The sequence below is a fragment of the Pseudomonas kilonensis genome (assembly GCF_001269885.1).
Taxonomy (GTDB): domain Bacteria; phylum Pseudomonadota; class Gammaproteobacteria; order Pseudomonadales; family Pseudomonadaceae; genus Aquipseudomonas; species Aquipseudomonas kilonensis.
The window spans coordinates 25,171-46,305 of sequence record NZ_LHVH01000005.1 but is presented as its reverse complement, the minus strand read 5'-3'; the positions used below and the strand labels follow the sequence as shown (position 1 = coordinate 46,305).

At 63.3% G+C, this 21,135-nt stretch carries 14 protein-coding genes; 3 read left to right on the top strand and 11 right to left on the bottom strand.

Going from position 1 to position 21,135, the window contains the following annotated elements; translation table 11 throughout:
* Positions 1-155 precede the first annotated feature (155 nt).
* The 3 genes from AD662_RS01210 to AD662_RS01200 are packed head-to-tail and all read right to left on the bottom strand — an operon-like array spanning position 156 to position 5,364.
* Entirely contained in the window at positions 156-3,203 is a 3,048-nt protein-coding gene (locus AD662_RS01210; protein ID WP_053185020.1) for an efflux RND transporter permease subunit, read from the bottom strand.
* Positions 3,200-4,264 (bottom strand): efflux RND transporter periplasmic adaptor subunit, encoded by a 1,065-nt coding sequence (locus tag AD662_RS01205; RefSeq protein ID WP_053185019.1) that lies wholly within the window; start codon positions 4,262-4,264, stop codon positions 3,200-3,202. The genes AD662_RS01210 and AD662_RS01205 overlap by 4 nt, the downstream gene beginning before the upstream one ends.
* Positions 4,261-5,364, bottom strand: coding sequence for an efflux RND transporter periplasmic adaptor subunit (locus AD662_RS01200; RefSeq protein ID WP_053177583.1), 1,104 nt, complete (start codon positions 5,362-5,364; stop codon positions 4,261-4,263). The genes AD662_RS01205 and AD662_RS01200 overlap by 4 nt, the downstream gene beginning before the upstream one ends.
* 240 nt (positions 5,365-5,604) lie before the next feature.
* On the opposite strand from AD662_RS01200, the gene AD662_RS01195 reads away from it, so the two are divergent.
* Positions 5,605-6,765 (top strand): AAA family ATPase, encoded by a 1,161-nt coding sequence (locus tag AD662_RS01195; RefSeq protein ID WP_053185014.1) that lies wholly within the window; start codon positions 5,605-5,607, stop codon positions 6,763-6,765.
* 108 nt (positions 6,766-6,873) lie between these two features.
* On the opposite strand, the gene AD662_RS01190 is transcribed toward AD662_RS01195, so the two are convergent.
* From AD662_RS01190 to AD662_RS01175, 4 genes are all read right to left on the bottom strand, one after another.
* Entirely contained in the window at positions 6,874-7,656 is a 783-nt protein-coding gene (locus AD662_RS01190) for a MetQ/NlpA family ABC transporter substrate-binding protein (RefSeq protein WP_018608887.1), read from the bottom strand.
* Positions 7,657-8,008: 352 nt separating this feature from the next.
* A complete protein-coding gene (locus AD662_RS01185; RefSeq protein ID WP_053185012.1) occupies positions 8,009-8,944 on the bottom strand; it encodes a sigma 54-interacting transcriptional regulator in 936 nt (311 codons plus the stop codon).
* A 47-nt stretch (positions 8,945-8,991) separates the two neighbouring features.
* Positions 8,992-9,573 (bottom strand): alpha/beta hydrolase, encoded by a 582-nt coding sequence (locus AD662_RS01180; RefSeq protein ID WP_053185010.1) that lies wholly within the window; start codon positions 9,571-9,573, stop codon positions 8,992-8,994.
* Between the two features lie 127 nt (positions 9,574-9,700).
* Positions 9,701-9,946: a DUF2789 domain-containing protein gene (locus tag AD662_RS01175; RefSeq protein WP_018608893.1), complete on the bottom strand. Its 246-nt coding sequence runs from the start codon at positions 9,944-9,946 to the stop codon at positions 9,701-9,703.
* A 147-nt stretch (positions 9,947-10,093) separates the two neighbouring features.
* On the opposite strand from AD662_RS01175, the gene AD662_RS01170 reads away from it, so the two are divergent.
* Both AD662_RS01170 and AD662_RS01165 read left to right on the top strand, forming a co-directional pair.
* Positions 10,094-10,618 (top strand): NfeD family protein, encoded by a 525-nt coding sequence (locus AD662_RS01170; protein ID WP_018608894.1) that lies wholly within the window; start codon positions 10,094-10,096, stop codon positions 10,616-10,618.
* 1 nt (position 10,619) lies between these two features.
* The gene (locus AD662_RS01165; protein WP_014335987.1) at positions 10,620-11,381 is read left to right on the top strand and encodes a slipin family protein; all 762 of its coding nucleotides are present in this window, start codon (positions 10,620-10,622) and stop codon (positions 11,379-11,381) included.
* 138 nt (positions 11,382-11,519) lie between these two features.
* On the opposite strand, the gene AD662_RS01160 is transcribed toward AD662_RS01165, so the two are convergent.
* From AD662_RS01160 to AD662_RS01145, 4 genes are read right to left on the bottom strand one after another with little or no spacing between them, the layout of a single operon-like run.
* Positions 11,520-12,473 (bottom strand): sulfotransferase family protein, encoded by a 954-nt coding sequence (locus AD662_RS01160; protein ID WP_053185007.1) that lies wholly within the window; start codon positions 12,471-12,473, stop codon positions 11,520-11,522.
* A complete protein-coding gene (locus AD662_RS01155) occupies positions 12,461-13,246 on the bottom strand; it encodes an aspartyl/asparaginyl beta-hydroxylase domain-containing protein (protein WP_053185005.1) in 786 nt (261 codons plus the stop codon). Before AD662_RS01155 ends, AD662_RS01160 begins: the two co-directional genes overlap by 13 nt.
* Before the next feature lie 12 nt (positions 13,247-13,258).
* A complete protein-coding gene (locus AD662_RS01150) occupies positions 13,259-14,773 on the bottom strand; it encodes a TolC family protein (RefSeq protein WP_053185001.1) in 1,515 nt (504 codons plus the stop codon).
* A 40-nt stretch (positions 14,774-14,813) separates the two neighbouring features.
* Entirely contained in the window at positions 14,814-21,134 is a 6,321-nt protein-coding gene (locus AD662_RS01145) for an Ig-like domain-containing protein (RefSeq protein WP_053184997.1), read from the bottom strand.
* Position 21,135 lies beyond the last annotated feature (1 nt).

Genomic DNA, 21,135 nt, shown 5'->3' with positions numbered 1-21,135 from the left:
AGTTTGCGGTGACCGGGAGGGCCTCATCGCGAGCAAGCTTTGCTCCCACAGCAGATCTACAGTGAGTTCAAAATTCTGAACTCGCAACGATCCACTGTGGGAGCAAAGCTTGCTCGCGATGGGCTGCGCAGCAGCCCCCATGATTTAACGCCAATTCAATCACGCTTCGGCTCGCGGATCTTGTACCAGGCCACATACAGCGCCGGCAGGAACAGCAGCGTCAGTAGCGTCGCGATGATGATCCCGCCGATCATCGCGTAGGCCATCGGCCCCCAGAACACTTCCCGGGCAATCGGGATCATCCCCAGGCTCGCCGCGGCCGCCGTGAGCAGGATCGGTCGGCGCCGGTGTTCGGTAGCTTGCACCACCGCATCCCAGGGCTCGTAGCCGTCACGTTCGTATTCATCGATCTGGGTCACCAGGATCACCGAGTTACGGATGATGATGCCAATCAACGCGAGGATCCCGAGGATCGCCACGAAGCCCATGGGCGTGCCCGTCGGCACCAGCGCCAGCACCACACCGATCAATCCGAGAGGCGCGACACTCGCCACCAGGAACAGTTTCTGCACGCTGTGCAGCTGGATCATCAGGAAGGTCGCCATCAAGAACAGCATCAGCGGCACGACACTGGCGATCGGCCCTTGGGCCTTGCTGCTCTCTTCCACCGTACCGCCCGTGGCGACCTTGTAGCCCACTGGCAGGCCGGCGGCGAACGTGTCGATGGCCGGTTGCAGTTGCTTGACCAGGTCGGTGGGTTGGATCTCGTCGCGCACCGCGGCCTTGATGGTGATGGTCGGCTTGCGGTCACGACGCCACACCAAGGGCTGTTCCAGTTCATAGCGCACCGTGGCGAACGCCAGCAACGGAATCGAGGTGTCGCCCGGGGTGACGATTTGCAGGTTCTGCAGGGTTTCCGGCGAACCACGCTCGGCATCTTCGGCACGGCCGACCACGTCGATCAGGTAAATATCGTCGTTGACCTGGGTCACGGGCGAGCCGCTGACAATGCTGTTCATCACCCTGGCCACATCATCGGAAGACAGGCCCAGCTGCCGCGCCTTGTCCTGGGCGATGTCGATGCGCAGCACCTTGCCCGGTTCGTTCCAGTCGTAAATGATTTCGCCAATGTGCGAGTTCTTGTCCAGCTCGGTGGCCAGTTCGATCGCATGTTTGCGCACCTGGTCGATGTCCTTGCCGCTGACCCGGTACTGGATCGGCCGGCCCACCGGCGGGCCCATTTCCAGGGCCTGCACGTAGCTGCCAATCCCGACGAAATCCTCACGCAGACGCTTTTGCAGACGCTCGGTGAGGGCCGTGCGCGACTCCAGGCCCTTGCTGACGATCACCAGTTGCGCGTAGTACGGGTTCTGCAGTTGCTGGTCCAGCGGCAGGTAAAAGCGAATCGCGCCTTCGCCGATGTAGCTGCTCCAGCGCTCGATGTCCGGGTCGCCCTTGAGGGTCGCTTCCAGGCGATCGACCGCCCGGCGGGTCTCGTCCATCGAGGCGTTTTGCGGCAGGTTGAGGTCCACCAGGATTTCCGGCCGGTCCGAGGACGGGAAGAACTGGTTTTGCACGAAACGCATGCAAAACACCGACAGCACGAACAGCAGCACGGTGATGCCAATGGCCCACCAGCGATTGCGCATCGCCCACAGCAGGCCGCCGTTGAATGCCCGGCCGATCCGCCCCGGCTCGGCGCTGTGGGGTTTCACGTTGGTGCTGAGGATGTGCACGCCAATCACCGGGGCAAACAACACCGCGACGATCCATGACACCAGCATCGCCACGGCGATGACCGCGAACAGGGTGAAGGTGTACTCACCGGCGGAACTGGCGTTCAGGCCGATGGGCACGAAACCCGCCACGGTCACCAGGGTCCCGGTGAGCATCGGGAACGCCGTCGAGGTGTAGGCGAACGTCGCGGCCTGGTCCTTGGTGTCACCTTTTTCCAGGCGCGTGACCATCATTTCCACGGTGATCATCGCGTCGTCCACCAGCAGGCCGAGGGCGATGATCAACGCGCCAAGGGAAATCCGCTGCATGGTGATGCCGCTGTATTCCATGAACAGGAAGACCATCGCCAGCACCAGCGGAATCGAGCAGGCCACCACCAACCCGGCCCTGACGCCGAGGCTGACGAAGCTGACGAGCAGGACGATGATCACCGCCTCGAACAAGGCGCTGGTAAAGCCGCCGACCGCCTCCTCCACCACTTCGGCCTGGTCCGACACGGTATGCACGCCAACGCCCACCGGCAGGTCGGCGGTCAGCTCGCTCATGCGCGCATGCAACGCCTTGCCGAAGTCCTGGATGTTGCCGCCCTTCTTCATTGCGATGGCGAGGCCGATGGCCGGTGTACCGTTGAAACGGAACATCGGCGTGGCAGGGTCAACGTAACCGCGGCTGATATCGGCGATGTCGGCCAGTCGATAGAAGCGGTCGTTGAGCCGCAGGTTGACGTTGGCCAGGTCCTTTTCCGACTGGAACTGCCCGGACGTGCGCACGGAAATCCGCTCCGGCCCGGCGTCGATCACCCCTGCCGGAGTCACGGCGTTCTGGGTCTGCAGGCTTTGCACGACCTCACGCTGATCGATCCCCAACGCGGCGAGCTTGCGCGTGGAGAAGTTCAGGTACAGCACTTCGTCCTGCTCGCCCACCATCTCGACCTTGCCCAGGCCCGGTACGCCACGGATCTCGGCGCGCACCTGTTCCACGTAGTCGCGCAACTGGCGCATCGACAGGCCATCGCCGGTGAAGGCGTACACCGAACCGTAGACATCGCCGAACTCGTCGTTGAAGCCTGGCCCTTGCAAGCCGTCAGGGAAATCGCCGCGAATGTCGTTGATCTTCTTGCGCACCTGGTACCAGATCTCGGGGATTTCCTTGGCCCCGGTGGTGTCGAGCAGGTACACGAACACCGTCGATTCTCCCGGTCGGGTGTAGCTTTTGACGTAGTCGAGGGAATCGAGCTCTTCGAGTTTTTTCTCGATGCGATCGGTGACCTGCCTGAGGGTTTCTTCCTGGGTCGCGCCAGGCCAACGGGTCTGGATGACCATGGTCTTGATGGTGAACGATGGGTCTTCTTCGCGCCCCAGGTTCATGTACGAAAACACGCCCATCAGCAGTGCCACGAACATCAGGTACCAGACGAACGACTGATGCCGCAGGGCCCATTCGGACAGATTGAAAGGCCCTTTCATCGTGCGTCCTCGTCGAGTTTCACTTTCTGCCCCGGCTGGAGACTGTTCACCCCAGCGCTGACCACGCGATCGCCGGCCTTGATGCCGTTGGCCACCAGCACCGAGTTGGCCGAACGTTCGAGAATCCGTACGTCACGGGGCGAGACGGTCTGGGTTTGCGGGTCGACCAGCCAGATGCGCGCCTTGCCGTCGATCTCTTGCAGCGCGCTCAGTGGCAGCTCGATGCGTGGTTCGATGGTCGAGCTCAGGGTCACGCTGATGGCCGTGCCCAGGCGAAAACCTGGCGGTGTGTCGGTCAGTGTCAGGCGCGCGCGGCGGGTACGGGTGGCGCTCTGGGCCTGGGGTTCGATCTCGCGCACGGTGGCGGTGGTGTGGATGCTGGGGTCCAACTGCGCGGCGACCTCGAACACCACGTCCGTGGGCAGGCGCTCTGCCAGACCGGCCGGCAGGTCGATCACCGCCTCCTTGATGTCCGGGCGGGCCAGAGTCACCACTTGCTGGCCGGCGGTGACCACCTGCCCGGCTTCGGCATTCCAGGCCGTGACGACGGCGTCGTGGTCGGTGTGCAGCGCGCTGTAGTTGAGCTGGTCGCGGGACTGCTCCACCGAGGCCTTGGCCTGTTCGAGAGAGGCGCCAGTGGTTTTCAAGTCGGTCTGGGCGATGTCCAGTTGCGCCTGGGCGCCGACGCCACGGTCGAACAATTGCTGCTGGCGGCGGGCATTGGCCTGGGCATTGATGTACTGCGCCTCGATCCGCGCCAGATCGCCCTGGGCGGCGCGCAACTGGTTTTGCTGGTCGGTAGGGTCGAGCGTGGCGAGCAGGTCGCCCTTCTTCACTTGCGCACCGACATCGACATTGCGGCTGGCGATCCGTCCAGGCACACGGAAACCCACGTTGCTCTCGTAGCGCGCCTGGATACTCCCGGCGAACCGCCCGAGTGCCTGCTGGTCGAGGGCCCGGACTTCAACGGACAACACCGGACGCACCGGTTCGGGCGGCGCTTCTTCCTTGGAGCAGGCAGCCAGCAAGAGGCCGACCGAGGCCATCCACAAACGCTTCATGGTTGGGCCCCCTGCGTGGTTTTTCCAGCGGTGTTTTCAGCGATCTCGACGCGTACGCCGGGGTGCAACAATTGCCCACCGGCGATGATGATTTTCTCGCCCCCCTTGAGCCCATCACTGATGATGACCTTGCCGGTCAGGTAGCGGCCGACCGTCACCGTTTGCAACTGCGCCTTGCCCTCGCCGTCCACCAGCCAAACGGCCGGGTCACTGAGGTTCTTGGTCAGGGCCGACCAAGGCAGCTCGAAGGCGGTCTTGCCGGCGGACTTGGCCGTGGCACTGACCACCGAGCCCAGGCGCATGCCTTCGGGCAAATCATTGAGGGTGACCTTGACCTGCACGGTGCCGGTCTGGGCCGACACCGCCGGGGTGATTTCGCGCACCGTACCGGTGGTCTTGATCGCGGGGTTATCCAACAAACTGATGGTGATTGCAGGGTCCGAGGGCGGTTCGCTCAACAGCGATTCGTAGATATTGAACACGGCGTCGCGCTCGCCGTCCCGGGCCAGGCTGAAGATCGGCTCCGTGGCCTGCACCACCTGGCCGACTTCCGCCTGGCGCGCGGTGATGATGCCCGGGGCCTCGGCAATCAGTGCGGTGTAGCTCAGTTGTTCGCGGGCGTTGGCCAGTTGGGCCTGGGCGGCGCTCAATGCACTCTGGCTGCTGCGCAGTTGGGCCTGGGCCGCGTCGTATTCGCTCTGGCTGGTGTAGCCCTTGGGCAGGAGTTTCTGCTGGCGCACGAACGCCGCCGCACTCTGCTTGACTCGCGCCTGCTCGGCGGCCACCTGAGCCTCGGCGGAGTCGACGTTGGTCTGCAGGTCCCGGGGGTCGAGCCGGGCCAGCACTTGCCGGGCCGAGACCCGGGCGCCGACATCGACCTTGCGTTCGATGATCTTGCCGCCCACGCGAAACGACAAGTCAGCCTGCACCCGCGCCTGGACATCGCCAGTCAAGGTCACCGAAGCGGCGTATTCGCTGGGTACCGCTTGCTGCACGAAAACCCGTGGCAGGGCTTTTTCTTCGGGCTTCTTATCACCGCACCCCGTCAACAACACGCACACGCCCAAACCAATCATCAATTTGATTCCGGGACCAGCCATGCAGACTCCTTTGCGCTGTACGGACGTACCAGTGACGATACGACTGTGAGCTTAGAACAGGGTTCCACGAATACAACGGGTGCAGCAAATCAGGCAAACTGATCGCCGCCTGTAGGAGCTGCCGAGCGAAGCGAGGCTGCGATCTTTTGATCTTTCACTTGAGAATCAATGGGGTTCGGAAAGATCGCAGCCTCGCTTCGCTCGACAGCTCCTACGAACCCATGCAGCAGGAGTCTGCCCATGCTCAAGACATTGGCGGTGGCCAACTATCGATCGATCAATAAACTGGTCATCCCCCTGGGCAGGCTGAACCTGATCACCGGTCCCAACGGCAGCGGCAAGTCCAATCTGTACCGCGCCCTGCGCCTGTTGGCCGAGACAGCCCAGGGCGGGGTGGTCAACGCCCTGGCCCGCGAAGGCGGACTGGACTCGACCTTCTGGGCCGGGCCGGAAGAAATCAGCCGGCGCATGCGTAACGGCGAGGTGCCGGTCCAGGCGATTGTGCGCCAGGGCACCAAGCGCCTGCGCCTGGGCTTCGCTGGGGAGGACTTCAGCTATTCGATCGCCCTGGGCTTGCCGGAACCCAGTCGTTCGGCGTTTTCACTGGACCCTGAAATCAAGCGCGAATGCCTCTGGGCAGGCCCGGTGTTTCGGCCGGCCAGCCTGCTGGTGGACCGCAACGGGCCGATGATCCGAGCCCGCGAAAGTCGTTCCTGGGATGTGCTGGCCCAGCACACGCCGACCTTCGACAGCCTGTTCGACCAGGTCGGCAGCCTGCGCACTTCGCCGGAGGTCTTGCAGATGCGCGAGTTCATTCGTCGCTGGCGCTTCTACGATCATTTTCGCAGCGACGCCGACGCCCCGGTGCGCCAACCGCAACTGGGCACTCGCACGCCGGTGCTGCACCACGACGGACGCGATCTGGCCGCCGCGTTGCAGACCATCCTTGAAATCGGTGACGTCGAGGCCTTGCATGCCGCCATCGGCGACGCGTTCCCCGGTGCCCATCTGCGCATCGAGAAACTGCAAGGCGGACGTTTCGCCATCGCGTTTCAACAGCACGGCCTGCTGCGGCCGCTGTCCGCCGCCGAACTGTCGGACGGGACCTTGCGCTATCTGTTGCTGGTGGCCGCCCTCCTCACACCACGACCACCCTCGCTGATGGTGCTCAACGAACCGGAAACCAGCCTGCACCCCGATCTGTTGCCAGCCTTGGCGCGGCTGATCATCCGTGCTTCAGTCAATTGCCAGGTCTGGGTGGTGTCCCACGCCACGCGCCTGATCGCCGCCCTGGAGCAGGATGAGCAGTGCAATTGCATCGTGCTGGAAAAGGAGCTTGGGCAGACCGGGATTGTCGGGCAGCGGATGTTGGATGAGCCGGCGTGGCATTGGCCGGACTAATCTGCGCCTGATCAACCGAATCGCGAGCAAGCTCGCTCCCACAATAAAAAACGCCGACGCTGTATCAGCCGTCGGCGTTTGAAACCGTGAAAGGATTTACCGCGCGAATCAGAACGCCGGCAGTACCGCGCCGCTGTATTTCTTCTCGATGAACGCCTTCACTTCAGGGCTGGTCAGGGCCTTGGCCAGTTTCTGGATGGCCGGGCTGTCCTTGTTGTCCGGACGGGCCACCAGGAAGTTGACGTAAGGCGAGTCCGCGCCTTCGATCACCAGTGCATCCTTGGCCGGGTTAAGACCCGCTTCCAGGGCATAGTTGGTGTTGATCAGGTCCAGGTCGACCTGGTCCAGCACGCGCGGCAGCATGGCCGATTCCAGTTCCTTGAACTTGAAGTTGTGCGGGTTCTTGGCGATATCTTTCGGGGTTGCCAACGCATTTTTCGGGTCTTTCAACTCGATCAGGCCAGCCTTCTGCAGCAGGAGCAGGGCACGGCCGCTGTTGCTGCCTTCGTTGGGCAGCGCGATGGTTGCGCCGTTTGGCAGATCAGCCAATTTTTTGTACTTCTTCGAGTAGCCGCCGAACGGTTCGACGTGAACGCCGATCACGGTCACCAGATGAGTGCCTTTGCCTTCGTTGAAGTTCGTCAGGTACGGCAGGGTCTGGAAGTAGTTGGCGTCCAGGCGCTTCTGATCAACCTGTACGTTGGGTTGGACGTAGTCGGTGAAGACCTTGATTTCCAGGTCCACGCCTTCTTTGGCCAGGGCCGGCTTGATCAGCTCGAGGATTTCAGCGTGTGGCACCGGGGTGGCGGCCACGACCAGTTTCTCCGCGGCCTGGGCCAGGCCCGAGGCCAGGGCTGCCGCCAATGCGGTGAACAACAGAACCTTTTTCATGCAGTGTCCTTATCGAAAATCACGGTCGTCATGGACGACGGCCAAATGTGGAGTGCCAGTGAAGTGCTATCGCTGGCGTGATGCGGACAATACCGATATTTTTTATTCCTTAAAAATATCTTTTATTCAAGTTCATATTCATTTTACTCATATAGAAAAGCACCGCTTTTGTGGCGAGGGAGCTTGCTCCCGCTCTGTGTAGGAGCTGGCGAAGCCTGCGATCTTTTGATCTTGATCTTTCGCTTGCGACTCAATTGTCTGGGGAAGGATCGCAGCCTCGTTGCACTCGACAGCTCCTACACAGCTCCTACACAGTTCCTACACAGCTCCTGCAGGCCCGGCGAGGTGTGCCCTATAGCGTTTGCTCCAGTCGATTCAGCAGCGCCTTGAGGGCTAGGCGCTCGGCGTCCGAACCCTGTGCAATGACCTGCGCCACCTGCTGATCAATCAGCTCCAAGGCTGAAGGCTGGGGCGGCAGATTCAAGTGCTCCGGCAAAATCTCATCCCCCGTGCTCACCAGCAACGCGAAGTGAATGACGTTTTCCAGCTCGCGGGTGTTGCCCGGCCAACTGTGCCGCTCGAGGGCGTACTGCGCCGCTTCACTGATCAGCGGCACGGCCAGGCCGAGTCGCTGGCTGTAGATGCCCAGGAAATATTCGGCCAGGGACAGGATATCGCCTACCCGCTCGCGCAGGGCCGGCAGTTCCAGTTGGCCTTCGCTCAAGTAGTGGTAGAGCCGTTCGTGGAATTTCCCGGCCGCCACCGCTTGTGCCAGGTCGATGCTGGTCGCTGCCACCAGGCGGACATCCACCGGGCTGGGCTGATGCGCACCCACGCGGGTGACTTCATGGTTTTCCAGGGCCGCCAGCAATTTGATCTGGATCGGCAGCGGCAAATCACCGATTTCATCCAAGTAGAGGGTGCCGCCATTGGCCGACCCAAACCAACCGGCCCGGCTGCTGGCCGAACCGCTATAGCTGCCGGCGGCATAGCCGAACAGTTCAGCGTCGGCGTAAGTCGGGCTGATCGCGCCGCAGTTGACCGAGACAAACAACCCGCCGCGATCACTTTCGCGGTGGATATGCCGGGCCAGCAATTCCTTGCCGCTACCGGTTTCGCCGCGTATCAGCACCGAGATCGCACGCGGCGCCAGTTGCTCCAACGCCTGGCGCAATTGCCGCGAACGAGGGTCGACGAACACCAGCGCCTTGGCGCGAATGCTCAGGGGGCTTTTTTCTGCATCGGGAAAGGTCAGCAAGGGCTGACCGAAGGTTTCATGCAAACTCATGGCAGGCTCCCGCCCCAGACCGCCGGGAGACGGGGGGCGCTAAAAATTCAGGCGCGACGCAGGGCGTGATGCTCCATGCGGTTTTGCAGACGATAGAGGTAAGCGAAACCCTGCTCCCAACGCTGATGACCGGACTTCACGTTGATATGCCCCGCCCCGGACAGGATCCCGGCCTCGGCGCCCCAGTTGCGCGCCAGCTCCAGGGCGCGCGGGGCGCTCACGGCGGCGTCGTTGTCGGAGCTGACCACTTGGCTTGGGAACGGCAACAGATCAGTGGGAATCGGCGCGAAGTTGCGCAGCGCCGGGGCGCAGGCCGGCCGTTCGACATCCGCCGGCGCCACCAGCAACGCCCCACGCACCTGCCGCAGAAACTGCACCGGCGCGGTGGCGGCCCAATGGGCCACCGTGATGCAACCCAGGCTATGGGCAATCAGGATCACTGGTGTGCTGTCGGCGGCCACGGCCTCGGCCAGCGCCGCCACCCAGTCTTCACGCCGAGGCGTGACCCAGTCGGCCTGCTCGACCCTGGCACTGTTGGGCAGGCTGTTCTGCCAGTGGGTTTGCCAATGATTTTCCGGCGATCCTTGCCAGCCCGGCACAATCAGGTAGCGAATCGATTCGTTGCGCATGGGTGCTCTCCTGCGTGTCTGTTCCCGGACGAGTATAAGGAGGAGAGCTATATTATTTAAGGAATAAGAAGCTATTTGTTAATTCTTTAAAGGAATAACAAATCAACTCTGTGGTATTGCGTCGGTCTCACTCGCTACGCCCCTTGCGCAACAACACATCCAACTGATCTATCACTTCCGCCCAGTCCGCATCTTCGAGGATTTCGTCGCGCAGCATTTGCCGCTGGCCCTCGTTCCAGAAATACGCATCGGCCAAGTGAAGTTCAGGCTTGAGAGGGGAATGGGCCGCGATGAATTTGTCGATATCAACGGCGTCATCAGACAGGCCCAATTGTTTGAACAGCGCGGGCAGGCTGTGGATCGGGGATTCCATGCGAGGCTCCTGAGGATAAGACGGGTGATTGGGTTCTTTCCCGCAGTCTAGCCCTGAATGACCGCCATACTGATCAAAATTCAATCAACCCACGACTCGACTAGACTTTGAATAACGTCCCGACGAATACACGTTGCGGAGGGTCCTGTGAACATTCACTGGTTGACGGTTGCACTGCTGGCGATCAGCGGGCCTGCGTTCGGTGCCGAGGGTCTCGTGCCACTGGGCACCGATCCCCTGGGGTTCTGGCTGGTTGCCGTTGGCGTGGCCTTGCTGGTCTTCGAGGCAGCGCTGCCCAATTACGGCGTCGCGGGGCTGGGTGGCATGGTCCTGTGTGTGATTGGCGCGGTCATCCTGACCAACGCCGATGTCCCGGTTCCGCTGATGCTCGGCCTGGGCCTGATCAGTGCGCTGCTGCTGATCTTCCTGCTGGTCCGTGCGTTGAAAACCCGACCGCGCCAACCCGTCAGCGGCGATGCCGCGCTGTTGGGCAGCGTCACGATGGTGACCGCGTTGCAGGCCGGCAATCATCATCATGGCTGGGTCCAGTTGGAAGGCGAACGCTGGCAGGTGGCAAGTGCGACGCCGCTGCGGTCTGGGCAAGCGGTGCGGGTCATCGCACGCAAGGGGTTGCTGCTGGAAGTGGCCGCCGCTGACTCTGGAGGGGTATGAGATGGGCATGCAAATAGGTTTTGTAGTGCTGTTGTTGCTGTTGATCGCACTGGCGGGTGCGACGTTCCGGATCCTGCGTGAATACGAACGAGCAGTGGTGTTCCAGCTCGGTCGGTTCTGGCAAGTCAAGGGGCCGGGGTTGATCCTGCTGATTCCGGTGGTGCAGCAGATGATCCGCGTCGACCTGCGCACCATTGTCCTCGACGTGCCGCCCCAGGACGTGATCACCCGCGACAACGTCTCGGTGAAGGTCAACGCGGTGCTGTATTTCCGCGTGCTCGATCCGCAGAAAGCCATTATCCAGGTCGAGAACTTCCTCATGGCCACCAGCCAACTGGCCCAGACCACCTTGCGCGCGGTCCTCGGCAAGCATGACCTGGACCAACTGCTGGCCGAACGCGAGCAATTGAACGGCGACATCCAGCAAGTACTCGACGCCCAGACCGATGCCTGGGGTATCAAGGTGGCAAATGTCGAGATCAAGCACGTGGACCTCAACGAATCGATGATCCGCGCCATCGCCCGCCAAGCCGAAGCCGAGCGCGAACGCCGGGCCAAGGTGATCCACGCCGAAGGCGAACTGCAAGCCTCGGAAAAACTCATGCAGGCCGCCGAAATGCTCGGCCGCCAGCCAGGCGCCATGCAACTGCGCTACATGCAGACACTGGGCTCGATTGCCGGGGATAAAAGCTCCACCATCGTCTTCCCCTTGCCGATTGAATTGCTCAAGGGGATGGCGGAGTTGTCGCCCAACAAGTCCTGATGCATTGCAGACAAGGCACGCACTGCCCACTGTGGGAGCAAGGCTTGCCCGCGATGGCGGCGATGCGGTCTTTCAGAAATCGAGGCGCCTGTTTCGCGAGCAAGCTTTGCTCCCACAGCGGGGCGGTGCAACATTTCGCTAGGTCCCCTCGCCACAGTGCAATGTTGCGAGTGCTTCATAAGGCCCCTGCGCCCAGCGCAGGATCCGCTCACGCAACAACGCCGAAGCCTCCAGGCGCTTGTCCTCGCTATCGCCAACAAACGTCTGCGCCGGTTGCTTGGCATGCTGCCCAACCGCGGCGAACACTTGCCTGCCTTGCCCCTCATCGAGCCGGAAAAACGCCGCCAGCCGGCCCGTCATCGCCTCGGGCAGTTCGGTGTAGTTGACCGCCATTCCAGCAAATGCCTGACAGTGTTCCAAACCCGTCGCCAACAACCGCCCCACCCGACGCGAGATGAAATCTTCCGGGCTGCTGAACGGTAATCCGTCGTCCAGGACACTTGTTCCGATCATCCCAGGCACCATGTGCATGCCAGGACGACGCAGATGGGAGACGGCGATTTCCAAGGGATCGCGGTACAGGAACAACCAAGGTGTGTCGGGAAAACACTCACGCAGCAGCGCCAGCTCACCGATGTTCCAGGCGTCGAGCTTGACCACCAGCCGTCGCTCCACGCCTCGGCGGCGCTGTCCGTACGCCGACATCAAGCCCTTGAGCGCCACGCACCGCTCGGCAGGCGGCAGATCACTGCGCAGCAACGTATCCAGGGGCGGCGGTTCCGAAATGACGATGTGATCGTCCAGTTGGGCAAGCATCTGGCTGATCAATGTCGAGCCACAACGGGAGGCATGGAAAATGAACGCACTGGGCGCCAGGCCCGGGCTTTGTCGTTGCCACTGACCGAGCACGTCCAAGGGTGTCTGGCGGCGGAACGCCTGGTTGAAGGGCAAGCGCAGGGCGTCTTCCACGGCGTCGCCGAAGAACGGTTGCGCCAGTCGCGCGTCGCCAAACCAGCACCAATCGACCCGCCACAGCCCGGCCTCTTGCCATACGCGGATCGGCAACCAGCCCTGCAGATTCAGGTCTTCCACTGGTTTCTCCACTGCTGGCGACCGGTGCGCATCGCAGCCCGCAACTCCTCCCGGGTGAAATGAAGCCCTTGTTCGGCCCCCAGCGCCAGGGCAGAGTCAATGAAAGCGTCCAGGTCAGGCAGGTTCTGCAAGGTTCGGACGAGATGAGGATCCGTTTCCACGCGCTGCCGAAAACGGACAAAGTCGCTTGGTCCGACGCCCGGGGCGGGTGTGGTCGGCAGACCATCGGTAATCTGCTGGGCCAGCCACGGCCCGGGACGACAATCGAGTACCAGGTGAACCCGCGAATGAGCACTTCGATTCACAACCCGATGAGGTCGTGCCAAGTCGAGGAACCAGCACTCGCCCACCGTCATCGCAATGATTTGCCCATCCAGGAAGAAGTCCACGCCAGGCGAACTGAGCAACGGCACGTGCAGGCGCAGGTCAGCGTCCGGCCCGCCCAGGTCATAGTCGCGATGTTCGTGGATGCACCCGCCGGGACCGAGCCGCAGCAGCCGGGCCGAGACGATTTCCAGGGGCCAGTCGCGCAACGCTTCATGCCAGCGGCCGTCCGTTGACCAAGGCGCGCGGTGCAGCGGCTGGCCGTACCCGGGCGACAGCTCGGTGACGGCATCGGCCGCCGAGATCAGCGCCACACCGCTCCAGTCGCCACTGTAATAGGCACTGTTGAAATGCCCCTGCCAGCGCTCGTCTTCAATGGCCGCCAATGCCTGCAACAGCAACGGCAGGTTCACCGCCACCGGCAGCCGGGAAAACGCCGGACGCGTCATGCCAGCGCCCGGTTATTGAGTCACCGCGGCCGTCTTCGGCACGGTGATATCGCCCTGGGCCCAGGCCGCTTCGCGGTTAGCCAGCGCCGTGGCGATCGACTGGACTTCGGTCGATTGCACTTCGTTTGGCAGTGGGTCGAGGCCGGCGCTGGCGAAGATCTGCCCGTAGGCGTTGCGCATGTCGGCATAAGCCAGGTCCCGGCGCAGATCGGCCTGCAGGGTGTTCAGTTCACCCTGGATCAGGTCCAGCTCGCCAATGCCGGCAGCCTGGTGACGGCTGCGCAACTGACCGACAATCTGCCCGTCGATGTCCGCCAGTTGCTGGCTGGTCTTGAACTGGCGAAGCGCTTCGCGATAGTTGGCATTGGCCACGTACAACTGCGCCAGCACAGCAATCGACATCGCCTGGCGCCGTGCCGACGCCACTTCTTCACCGGCCTTGGCCACGTCGATGGCCGCCGGGGCGGAAATCACGTTGAACAGGTTCCAGGTGACTTTCACGCCATAGTCGGCCCAGCCCTGCTCCACCAGGAACGAGTTGCTGTCGTAATGCCCGCCGGCGGAAAACTCCAGCCCCGGCAGCAGGCGCAGCATGGCTTTGCGGGTTTCGGCGGCGGTGATGCGGGTCTGGTAATCCTGCTCGCGCAGTTCCGGACGGCTGGCCAGGGCTTCCTGTTCGAGACGGGCCAGGTCGACCTTGAGTTCCGGGATGGTGTATTCATCCTGGGTCGCCAGGGTCAGCTCGGTGCCCAAAGGCAGGTTGATCAAGGTCGCCAGTTCGGTCTTGGCCAGGGACAGCGCTCGGCGCTGCTCTTCCAGCTGGCGGGTGGCCTGGATCAGCGAGCGCTGGTAACCCAAGGCCTGCACCGGGTCACCGATGCGCTGTTCGCTCATGCTCTGGCTGTTGTCACGCGCCGCCTCGACCCGAACCATCAGGCTGTCGATCTGTTTGAGCAGACGCTCGGCGGCCATGGCGCGCCAGTAGGCCGAACGCACGTCCTGGACGATGGTGTTGATCACCTTGCGCCGGCGCTCCTGCACGATCAGGCGCTGGTCCCCGGCCTGCTTGGCGCTGATGTAGCTGACGCCGAAATCGAGCACATTCCAGACCATGGTCAGGTCCGCCACCTCGCGGTCGCGGTCCTGGGAGGTCGACGGCTCCAGGGACTGGGTACCGGTTTCCACGCTCTGGCTGCTGGAAGCACTGACGTTGTTACGGCCCACGTAGCCGGCGTCCAGGGCCATGCGCGGCAGCATGTCGAAACTGGCCAGGTCCAACTGACGCTTGGCCAGGGCTTCCTCCATGATCTTCAAGCGGCCTTCGAGGTTGTACTTCACTGCCCGGGCCATGGCCTGGTGCAGGGTCAGTGGGCCGCTGAGCGGCTCCTGATCCTTGTACATGTTCTGCAGGTCAGTTCGAGCGCGCTGTTCGCTGACGCTACGCTCGATCGGATCGCTGGTGACCGCACATCCACTCACCACCAACGCCAGCACACTCATACCGAATAACTTCTGACTTCTATTCATTCCCTGGATTGCCCCTGGCTGCCCCAATATTTTTTAGAATTCAGGCCTGCACTTGGCTGATGCCGACCTGTCGTAACGCGGTTGCCAGGCTATCGACCTGACGTTGTTCAGTGTCCTTGAGCTGTTGCAGCTGCTGACCCAGGGTGGGCGCCCCGAACATCCCGCGCAGCCCTTGGGACACATCGCCGCCCTGCATCGACTGGCTGCCGAAGGCCTCCATCGACTCGCCCTCGGAAGTGGAGTCCTGGCCGAACAGGGTCGAAAGCGTGCTGCTGCCGAACACCCCGCCATCGCCCCCACCAAAGCCCAGGAACCCCTGGCCACTGCCATCGCCGGCAGCGTCACTGCTGAAAACCTGGGCGATATAGCTCGGCGCCAGTGCGCCTTGGTTGATGAAAATATCCCCAATCGGTCGCAGGCCCCCGCCCACGTCCCGTTGCTCGAACAGCGGTGGGAAGCCCAGCGGCGAACCCAGGTTGCCGGTCGGCGGGGTAAAGACGATCGGTTGCAACGGCACCTCGGACGGCGGGATAACCGTGACCGGGTCGGACGTCAGGAACTCCGGTGGCGGCTTCACATCGTTGGGCACCACGGTGTCGATCGCATAGTTGTTGGACACCGCCACGCTGGCCCCGGCGTTGCCCGTCTGGTCGCTGATGTTGCTGGTGTCCAGGGCAATGAAGTTGCTCGGGTCGGTGAGATTCACCGTTGGTGTGAACGTCGCGGTCCAGGTCCTGCCGCCATCGCTGGTGGCCAGGTTGGTCAGTTCACCGTTGGTGACGCTGAGGTCCGACAGGTCAAAATCCGTCACCGCTTCGCTGAAGGTGAAGGTCACCTGGGTCGTCTCGCCCACCGTCAGGTTCGGGTCGGCGACCACGATGGTTGCCGTCGGCCGGGTGGCGTCGAGTGCGTAGTTGGCGGAAATCGCGATGCCCACGCCGGCGTTGCCGGCCAGGTCCTGCACATTGCTGGCGTCGAGCAGGATCAGGTTGGTGGCATCGTTGACGCCGGCAGTCGGCGTCAGGGTCGCGGTCCAGGTCAGGCCACCGTCACTGCTGGCAAGGTTGGACAACACGCCATTGGCGACACTCAGATCCGACAAGTCGAAACCGGACACCGCCTCGGTGAAGCTGATGGTCACGGTGGTGCTCTGGCCGATGCCCAGGGTGGTGTCGCCCACGGTGATGGTGGCGCCAGGGCGAACCGTGTCGATCGCGTAGTTGTTGGAGTCCACCACGCCGACACCGCTGTTGCCCGAGGCGTTGACCACACCGCTGGTGTCCAGGCTGATCAGGTTGCTGGTGTCGGTGATGCTGGCGCTCGGCGTGAACGTCGCCGTCCAGGTGACGCCGCCGTCGGTGGACGACACATTGCTGAGCGTGCCGTTGCTGATGGTCAAGTCGCTGTTGTCGAAACCACTCACCGCTTCCGAGAACGTAATAGTGACCTGCGAGGTTTCCCCTATCTGCAGCGCACTGTCGGCCACCACGATCGTGGCCGTCGGTACCTGCGTCTCGACCACATAATTGGCCGAATCGGTGGTGCCTGTCCCGGTATTGCCGGCCGCATCGCTCACGCCGGTATTGTCCAGGATGATCAGGTTGCTGGCGTCGGTCACGCCCTGGGTCGGCGTGAAGGTCGCGGTCCAGGTCAGGCCGCCATCGCTGCTGCTGACGGCGCTCAGGGTGCCGTTGGCAACGCTCAGGTCCGCGTTGCTGAAACCGGTCACTGCCTCGCTGAAGGTGATGGTCACCTGCGCGGTTTCACCCGGTTTCAACACCGAATCGCTCAGCACGATGGTGGCGGTCGGACGCTGGCTGTCGACGCTGTAGTTGTTCGAATCGGTGGTGCCGACGTTGGCGTTGCCGGCCACGTCAACGATGCCACCGCTGTTGAGCGAGATGACGTTGCTGGTGTCCGTGACGCCAGCGGTCGGCGTGAGGGTCGCGGTCCAGGTGATGCCGCCGTCGCTACTGCTCAGCCCGGAGATCACGCCATTGGCGACCGCCAGGTCGGCACTGGTGAACGCCGTCACCGCCTCGCTGAAGGTGATGGTCACCAGCGAGGTCTCGCCAGCGGCAATGGCCGTGTCGGCCACGACGATGGTCGCGGTTGGGCGCACCGTATCGACGGCGTAGTTGTTGGAGTCGGTAGTGCCCACACCCGCGTTGCCCGCGCCGTTGATCAAGCCGGTGTTGTCCAGGGTGATCACGTTGCTGGTATCGGAAATGCTCGCGCTCGGCGTGAACGTGGCCGTCCAGGTGACGCCGCCGTCGGTGCTGCTCATGGTGCTCAGGGTGCCGTTGCTGATGGTCAGGTCGCTGTTGTCGAAACCACTCACCGCCTCGTTGAAGGTGATGGTCACTACGGTGGTTTCACCGATGCTCAGGGACGTATCGGCCACCACGATGGTCGCCGTCGGCACGTTGGTGTCGATGGCATAGTTGTTGGAACTGGTGGTGCCGGTGCCGGTGTTGCCCGCCCCATCGTTGACCCCGGTGTTGTTCAGGACAATAAGGTTGGACGTGTCGCTGACCCCGAGGGCCGGGGTGAAGGTGGCGGTCCAGGTGATGCCGCCATCACTGCTGCTGACCGCACTCAGCGTGCCGTTGGCGATGCTCAGGTCCGAATTGTCGAAGCCGCTGACCGCCTCGGAGAAGGTAATGGTCACCAGCGAGGTTTCGCCGACGCTCAGCGCCGTGTCGGCGACCACGATGGTGGCGGTCGGACGCTGGGTGTCGACGGCGTAGTTGTTGGAGTCGGTGGTGCCACTGCCGGTATTGCCCGCGCCGTCCACCACGCCGGTGTTATTGAGCGTAACCAGGTTGGTGGCATCACTGACGCCCGCGCTCGGTGTGAAGGTCGCGGTGTAGGTGATGTTGTCGCTGGTGCTCAGGCCGCTCAGGCTACCGTTGGTGACGCTCAGGTCGGCCAGGGTGAAACCAGTCACCGCCTCGCTGAAGGTGATCGTCACCACCGATGTTTCGCCAGCGGCGATGGCCGTGTCGGCGACCACAATGGTGGCGGTCGGACGCGCGGTGTCGATGGCGTAGTTGTTGGAGTCGGTGGTGCCACTGCCGGCGTTGCCCGCCGCGTCAGTCAAGCCAGTGTTATCCAGGGTGATGAGGTTGCTGGTGTCACTGGTGCTGGCGCTTGGCGTGAGCGTCCCGGTCCAGGTGATGCCGCCGTCGCCGCTGCTCAGGCCGGTGACCGTGCCGTTGGCGACCGTCAGGTCGGCGGTGGTGAAGCCTGTCACCGCTTCGTTGAAGGTGATGGTCACCAGGGAGGTTTCGCCAACGCTCAGGGAGGTGTCGGCTACAACGATGCTAGCGGTTGGCCGCTGCGTGTCGACCGCGTAGTTGTTGGAGCTGGTGGTGCCGCTGCCGGTGTTGCCCGCCGCGTCCGCCACACCGGTATTGGCCAGGATGATCAGGTTGGTGGCATCGCTGACGCTGGCGCTCGGGGTGAGCGTCGCGGTCCAGGTGATGCCGCCGTCGCCGCTGCTCAGCCCGCTCAAGGAGCCGTTGGCAACGGTCATGTCCGCCAGGGTGAAGCCCGTGACGGCCTCGCTGAAGGTGATCGTCACCAGGGACGTTTCACCGATGTTCAGCGCGGTATCGGCCACCACGATGGTGGCGGTCGGACGCAGGGTATCGACGGCGTAGTTGTTCGAGTCAGTGGTCCCGCTGCCGGCGTTCCCGGACAGGTCGGCAATGCCGCTGTTGGTCAAGGTGACCAGGTTGCTGGTGTCATCGATGCTGGCGCTCGGGGTGAGCGTCCCGGTCCAGGTGATACCACCGTCGCTGCTGCTCAGGCCGGTGACCGTGCCATTGGCGACCGTCAGGTCGGCGGTGGTGAAACCACTCACGGCCTCGGTGAAGGTGATGGTCACCACGGAGGTTTCACCGATGCGCAGCGCGGTGTCAGACACCACGATGGTGGCGGTCGGGCGTTGCGTGTCGATGGCGTAGTTGTTGGAGTTGGTCGTCCCCACGCCAGCGTTGCCATTGAGGTCCGCCACGCCCGTATTGTTCAGGACAATGAGATTGGAGGTATCGGTGATCGTCGCATCCGGCGTCAGCGTGGCCGTCCAGGTGATGCCACCGTCGCTGGTGCTCAGGCCGCTGAGCGTACCGTTGGCCACCGTCATGTCGGCCGTGGTAAAGCCGGAAACGGCCTCGGAGAAGGTGATGGTGACCGTCGAGGTCTCGCCAATCCTGAGGGCCGTGTCGCTCACCACAATGGACGCCGTGGGCGCCACGGTGTCGTTGACGATGTAATTGTTCGAGTCGGTGGTACCCACGCCGGTATTGCCGGCCAGGTCGGCCACGCCGGTATTGTTCAGGGTGATGATGTTGGTGGTGTCGGCGATGTTGCTGGCCGCGGTCAACGTCCCGGTCCAGGTGATGCCGCCGTCACCAGTGGTCAAAGTGCCGACGGTGCCGTTCTGCACCGTCAGGTCCGCCGCGGTAAGGCCGGTCACGGCTTCGGAGAAGGTGATGGTGACCGTCGATGTGCCACCGGAGTTCAGGTTGGTATTGGCCACCACGACGGTCGCGGTGGGCGGCGTCTCGTCCGGCACATAGTTGGTGTTGATAGTACCGCCATCGCCGTAGACGTTGGCCACCGACGCCGGCGAAACACCCGCGGTGCCCGCACTCGTCCCACCCACGCCGCTGCCGCCGACGTTACCGGCCAGGGCGGCGAAGTTGGCAGCGGTGATCAGGATCGAACCTTTGTTCCAGATGGCGCCGACACCGACACCGCCCGCACCACCCGCCTGGAGATAGCTACCGCCAGCCCCGCCGCCACCACCGCCACCGCCGGCACCGACGTTGTTGGAAATGGTCGAGTTGCCGATGATCCGCAGGGTCGCGCCGGTATCGTTGTAGATACCCCCCACCGCACCGCCGCCGTCGCCGCCAAAATTGTCATACCCGTCACCGCCGCCGCCACCGCCGATGGACAAGCCTCCGCTGGTGGCCGTGCCGCCGGCCGAACCGGTGCTGTAGCCCGGATAAGCCGCACCGCCCGCGCCACCCGTGGTGGAACCGCCACGCCCGCCAATGTTGAAGAAGCCGCCACCGGCGCCCCCTTGTCCGGCCGTGCCGTTGGAGCCCGTAGAGTTGAGCGTGTCGCCGCCCTTGCCACCGGTACCGCCAGTGAGCGCGCCACCGCCACCGCCGCCACCACCGGCGTACTGCGGCGTTACACCACCGCCACCACCGCCGCCCGAGGCGGCGTTCGCGGTCACCGTGACGTTGCGCAGGGTCAAGGTGCCGGCGTTGTAGATGCCGCCGCCCTGGGACACCAGCGCATCGTCGCCGCCGTTACCACCGTTGCCTGCCACCATGCCCCGGGTAATCACCAGGCCATCGAGGGTGGCCGTGGTGCCGGACGTCACTTGCAGGATCTGGGTTCGGTTCTGACCGTCGAGAGTCACCTCGGCGACGTTGTCGTTATTGAGGTCGCCATCGATGGTGATGTTCACGTCGACCACCAGCACCGAGGTCAGCCCGACGATCATGCCGGTGTTGAAGGTGACGATGTCGCCGTTCTCCGCGGACGCCAGAGCGGCGCGCAGGGAGCCCACGCCGCTATTGAGGTTGTTGGTGGCGGTCCAGGTGGCCAGGCCCCATTGATACTCGCTCATGGCATTGGCCGAGAGCACGTTGGCGCTTTCGATGCTGCCGGTGGCGATTTCCAGGTCCCAGTCGCCGCCCAGGCCCGTGCGGTCGTTGGACGCCGCCACGTCGCGGCCGGTCAACTGCGCCAATGAATCGACCAGACTCAGGCCACGTTCGCCTTCGGCGGTGTAGCAGCCATAGATCAGGATATCGCCACCGGCGTTCATGTCCTGGCCGATCTGCGCGAGCACTTCGCTGCGGGCCTGGACGTTGTCCGCCGACAGGTAGCTGTTGCCCAGCCACAAGTCACCGGCGTTACCGTGGGCGATGATCTGCACCGAGCTGATGCCCTGATGGGTGTCCAGGTAATCGGCAATCTGCTGCAAGCCGTCTTTGGTGGCATCCAGTTGCACCACCTGGGTACCGGGCGCCACGCCTTCGAGCAGGTTGGCGGCATCCTTGACCCGGGAATCGACGAACACCACAGACTTGCCTGGGACGGCAGCCTCGGTGGCGTCAGTCTGACCTTGAGGCGCATGGTTGTCGGAAGGCTGGTCGGCCGTCGGCGCCTTCGCGGCATCAGCGGTCGGCTGCGCGTCCGGTTGCGCGGCGTCGGCCACGGTTGCCGCCACCGCGCCGTCGAACAGCATTCGCGGCTCCAGGGACATGATCATTGGCGATGCCAGGGCCTGTGCGCCCTCGGTTACCCGCGATTTGCCTTTGCTCCACCACATG

What these genes read in the sequence shown, in the direction of transcription:
- AD662_RS01175 (WP_018608893.1), bottom strand. Translation starts at nt 9,946, where the DNA reads ATGGAATCCCCGATCCACAGCCTGCCCGCGCTGTTCAAACAATTGGGC.
- AD662_RS01190 (WP_018608887.1), bottom strand. Translation starts at nt 7,656, where the DNA reads ATGAAAAAGGTTCTGTTGTTCACCGCATTGGCGGCAGCCCTGGCCTCG.
- AD662_RS01200 (WP_053177583.1), bottom strand. Translation starts at nt 5,364, where the DNA reads ATGGCTGGTCCCGGAATCAAATTGATGATTGGTTTGGGCGTGTGCGTG.
- AD662_RS01145 (WP_053184997.1), bottom strand. Translation starts at nt 21,134, where the DNA reads ATGTGGTGGAGCAAAGGCAAATCGCGGGTAACCGAGGGCGCACAGGCC.
- AD662_RS01195 (WP_053185014.1), top strand. Translation starts at nt 5,605, where the DNA reads ATGCTCAAGACATTGGCGGTGGCCAACTATCGATCGATCAATAAACTG.
- AD662_RS01185 (WP_053185012.1), bottom strand. Translation starts at nt 8,944, where the DNA reads ATGAGTTTGCATGAAACCTTCGGTCAGCCCTTGCTGACCTTTCCCGAT.
- AD662_RS01165 (WP_014335987.1), top strand. Translation starts at nt 10,620, where the DNA reads ATGGGCATGCAAATAGGTTTTGTAGTGCTGTTGTTGCTGTTGATCGCA.
- AD662_RS01150 (WP_053185001.1), bottom strand. Translation starts at nt 14,773, where the DNA reads ATGAATAGAAGTCAGAAGTTATTCGGTATGAGTGTGCTGGCGTTGGTG.
- AD662_RS01155 (WP_053185005.1), bottom strand. Translation starts at nt 13,246, where the DNA reads ATGACGCGTCCGGCGTTTTCCCGGCTGCCGGTGGCGGTGAACCTGCCG.
- AD662_RS01210 (WP_053185020.1), bottom strand. Translation starts at nt 3,203, where the DNA reads ATGAAAGGGCCTTTCAATCTGTCCGAATGGGCCCTGCGGCATCAGTCG.
- AD662_RS01180 (WP_053185010.1), bottom strand. Translation starts at nt 9,573, where the DNA reads ATGCGCAACGAATCGATTCGCTACCTGATTGTGCCGGGCTGGCAAGGA.
- AD662_RS01205 (WP_053185019.1), bottom strand. Translation starts at nt 4,264, where the DNA reads ATGAAGCGTTTGTGGATGGCCTCGGTCGGCCTCTTGCTGGCTGCCTGC.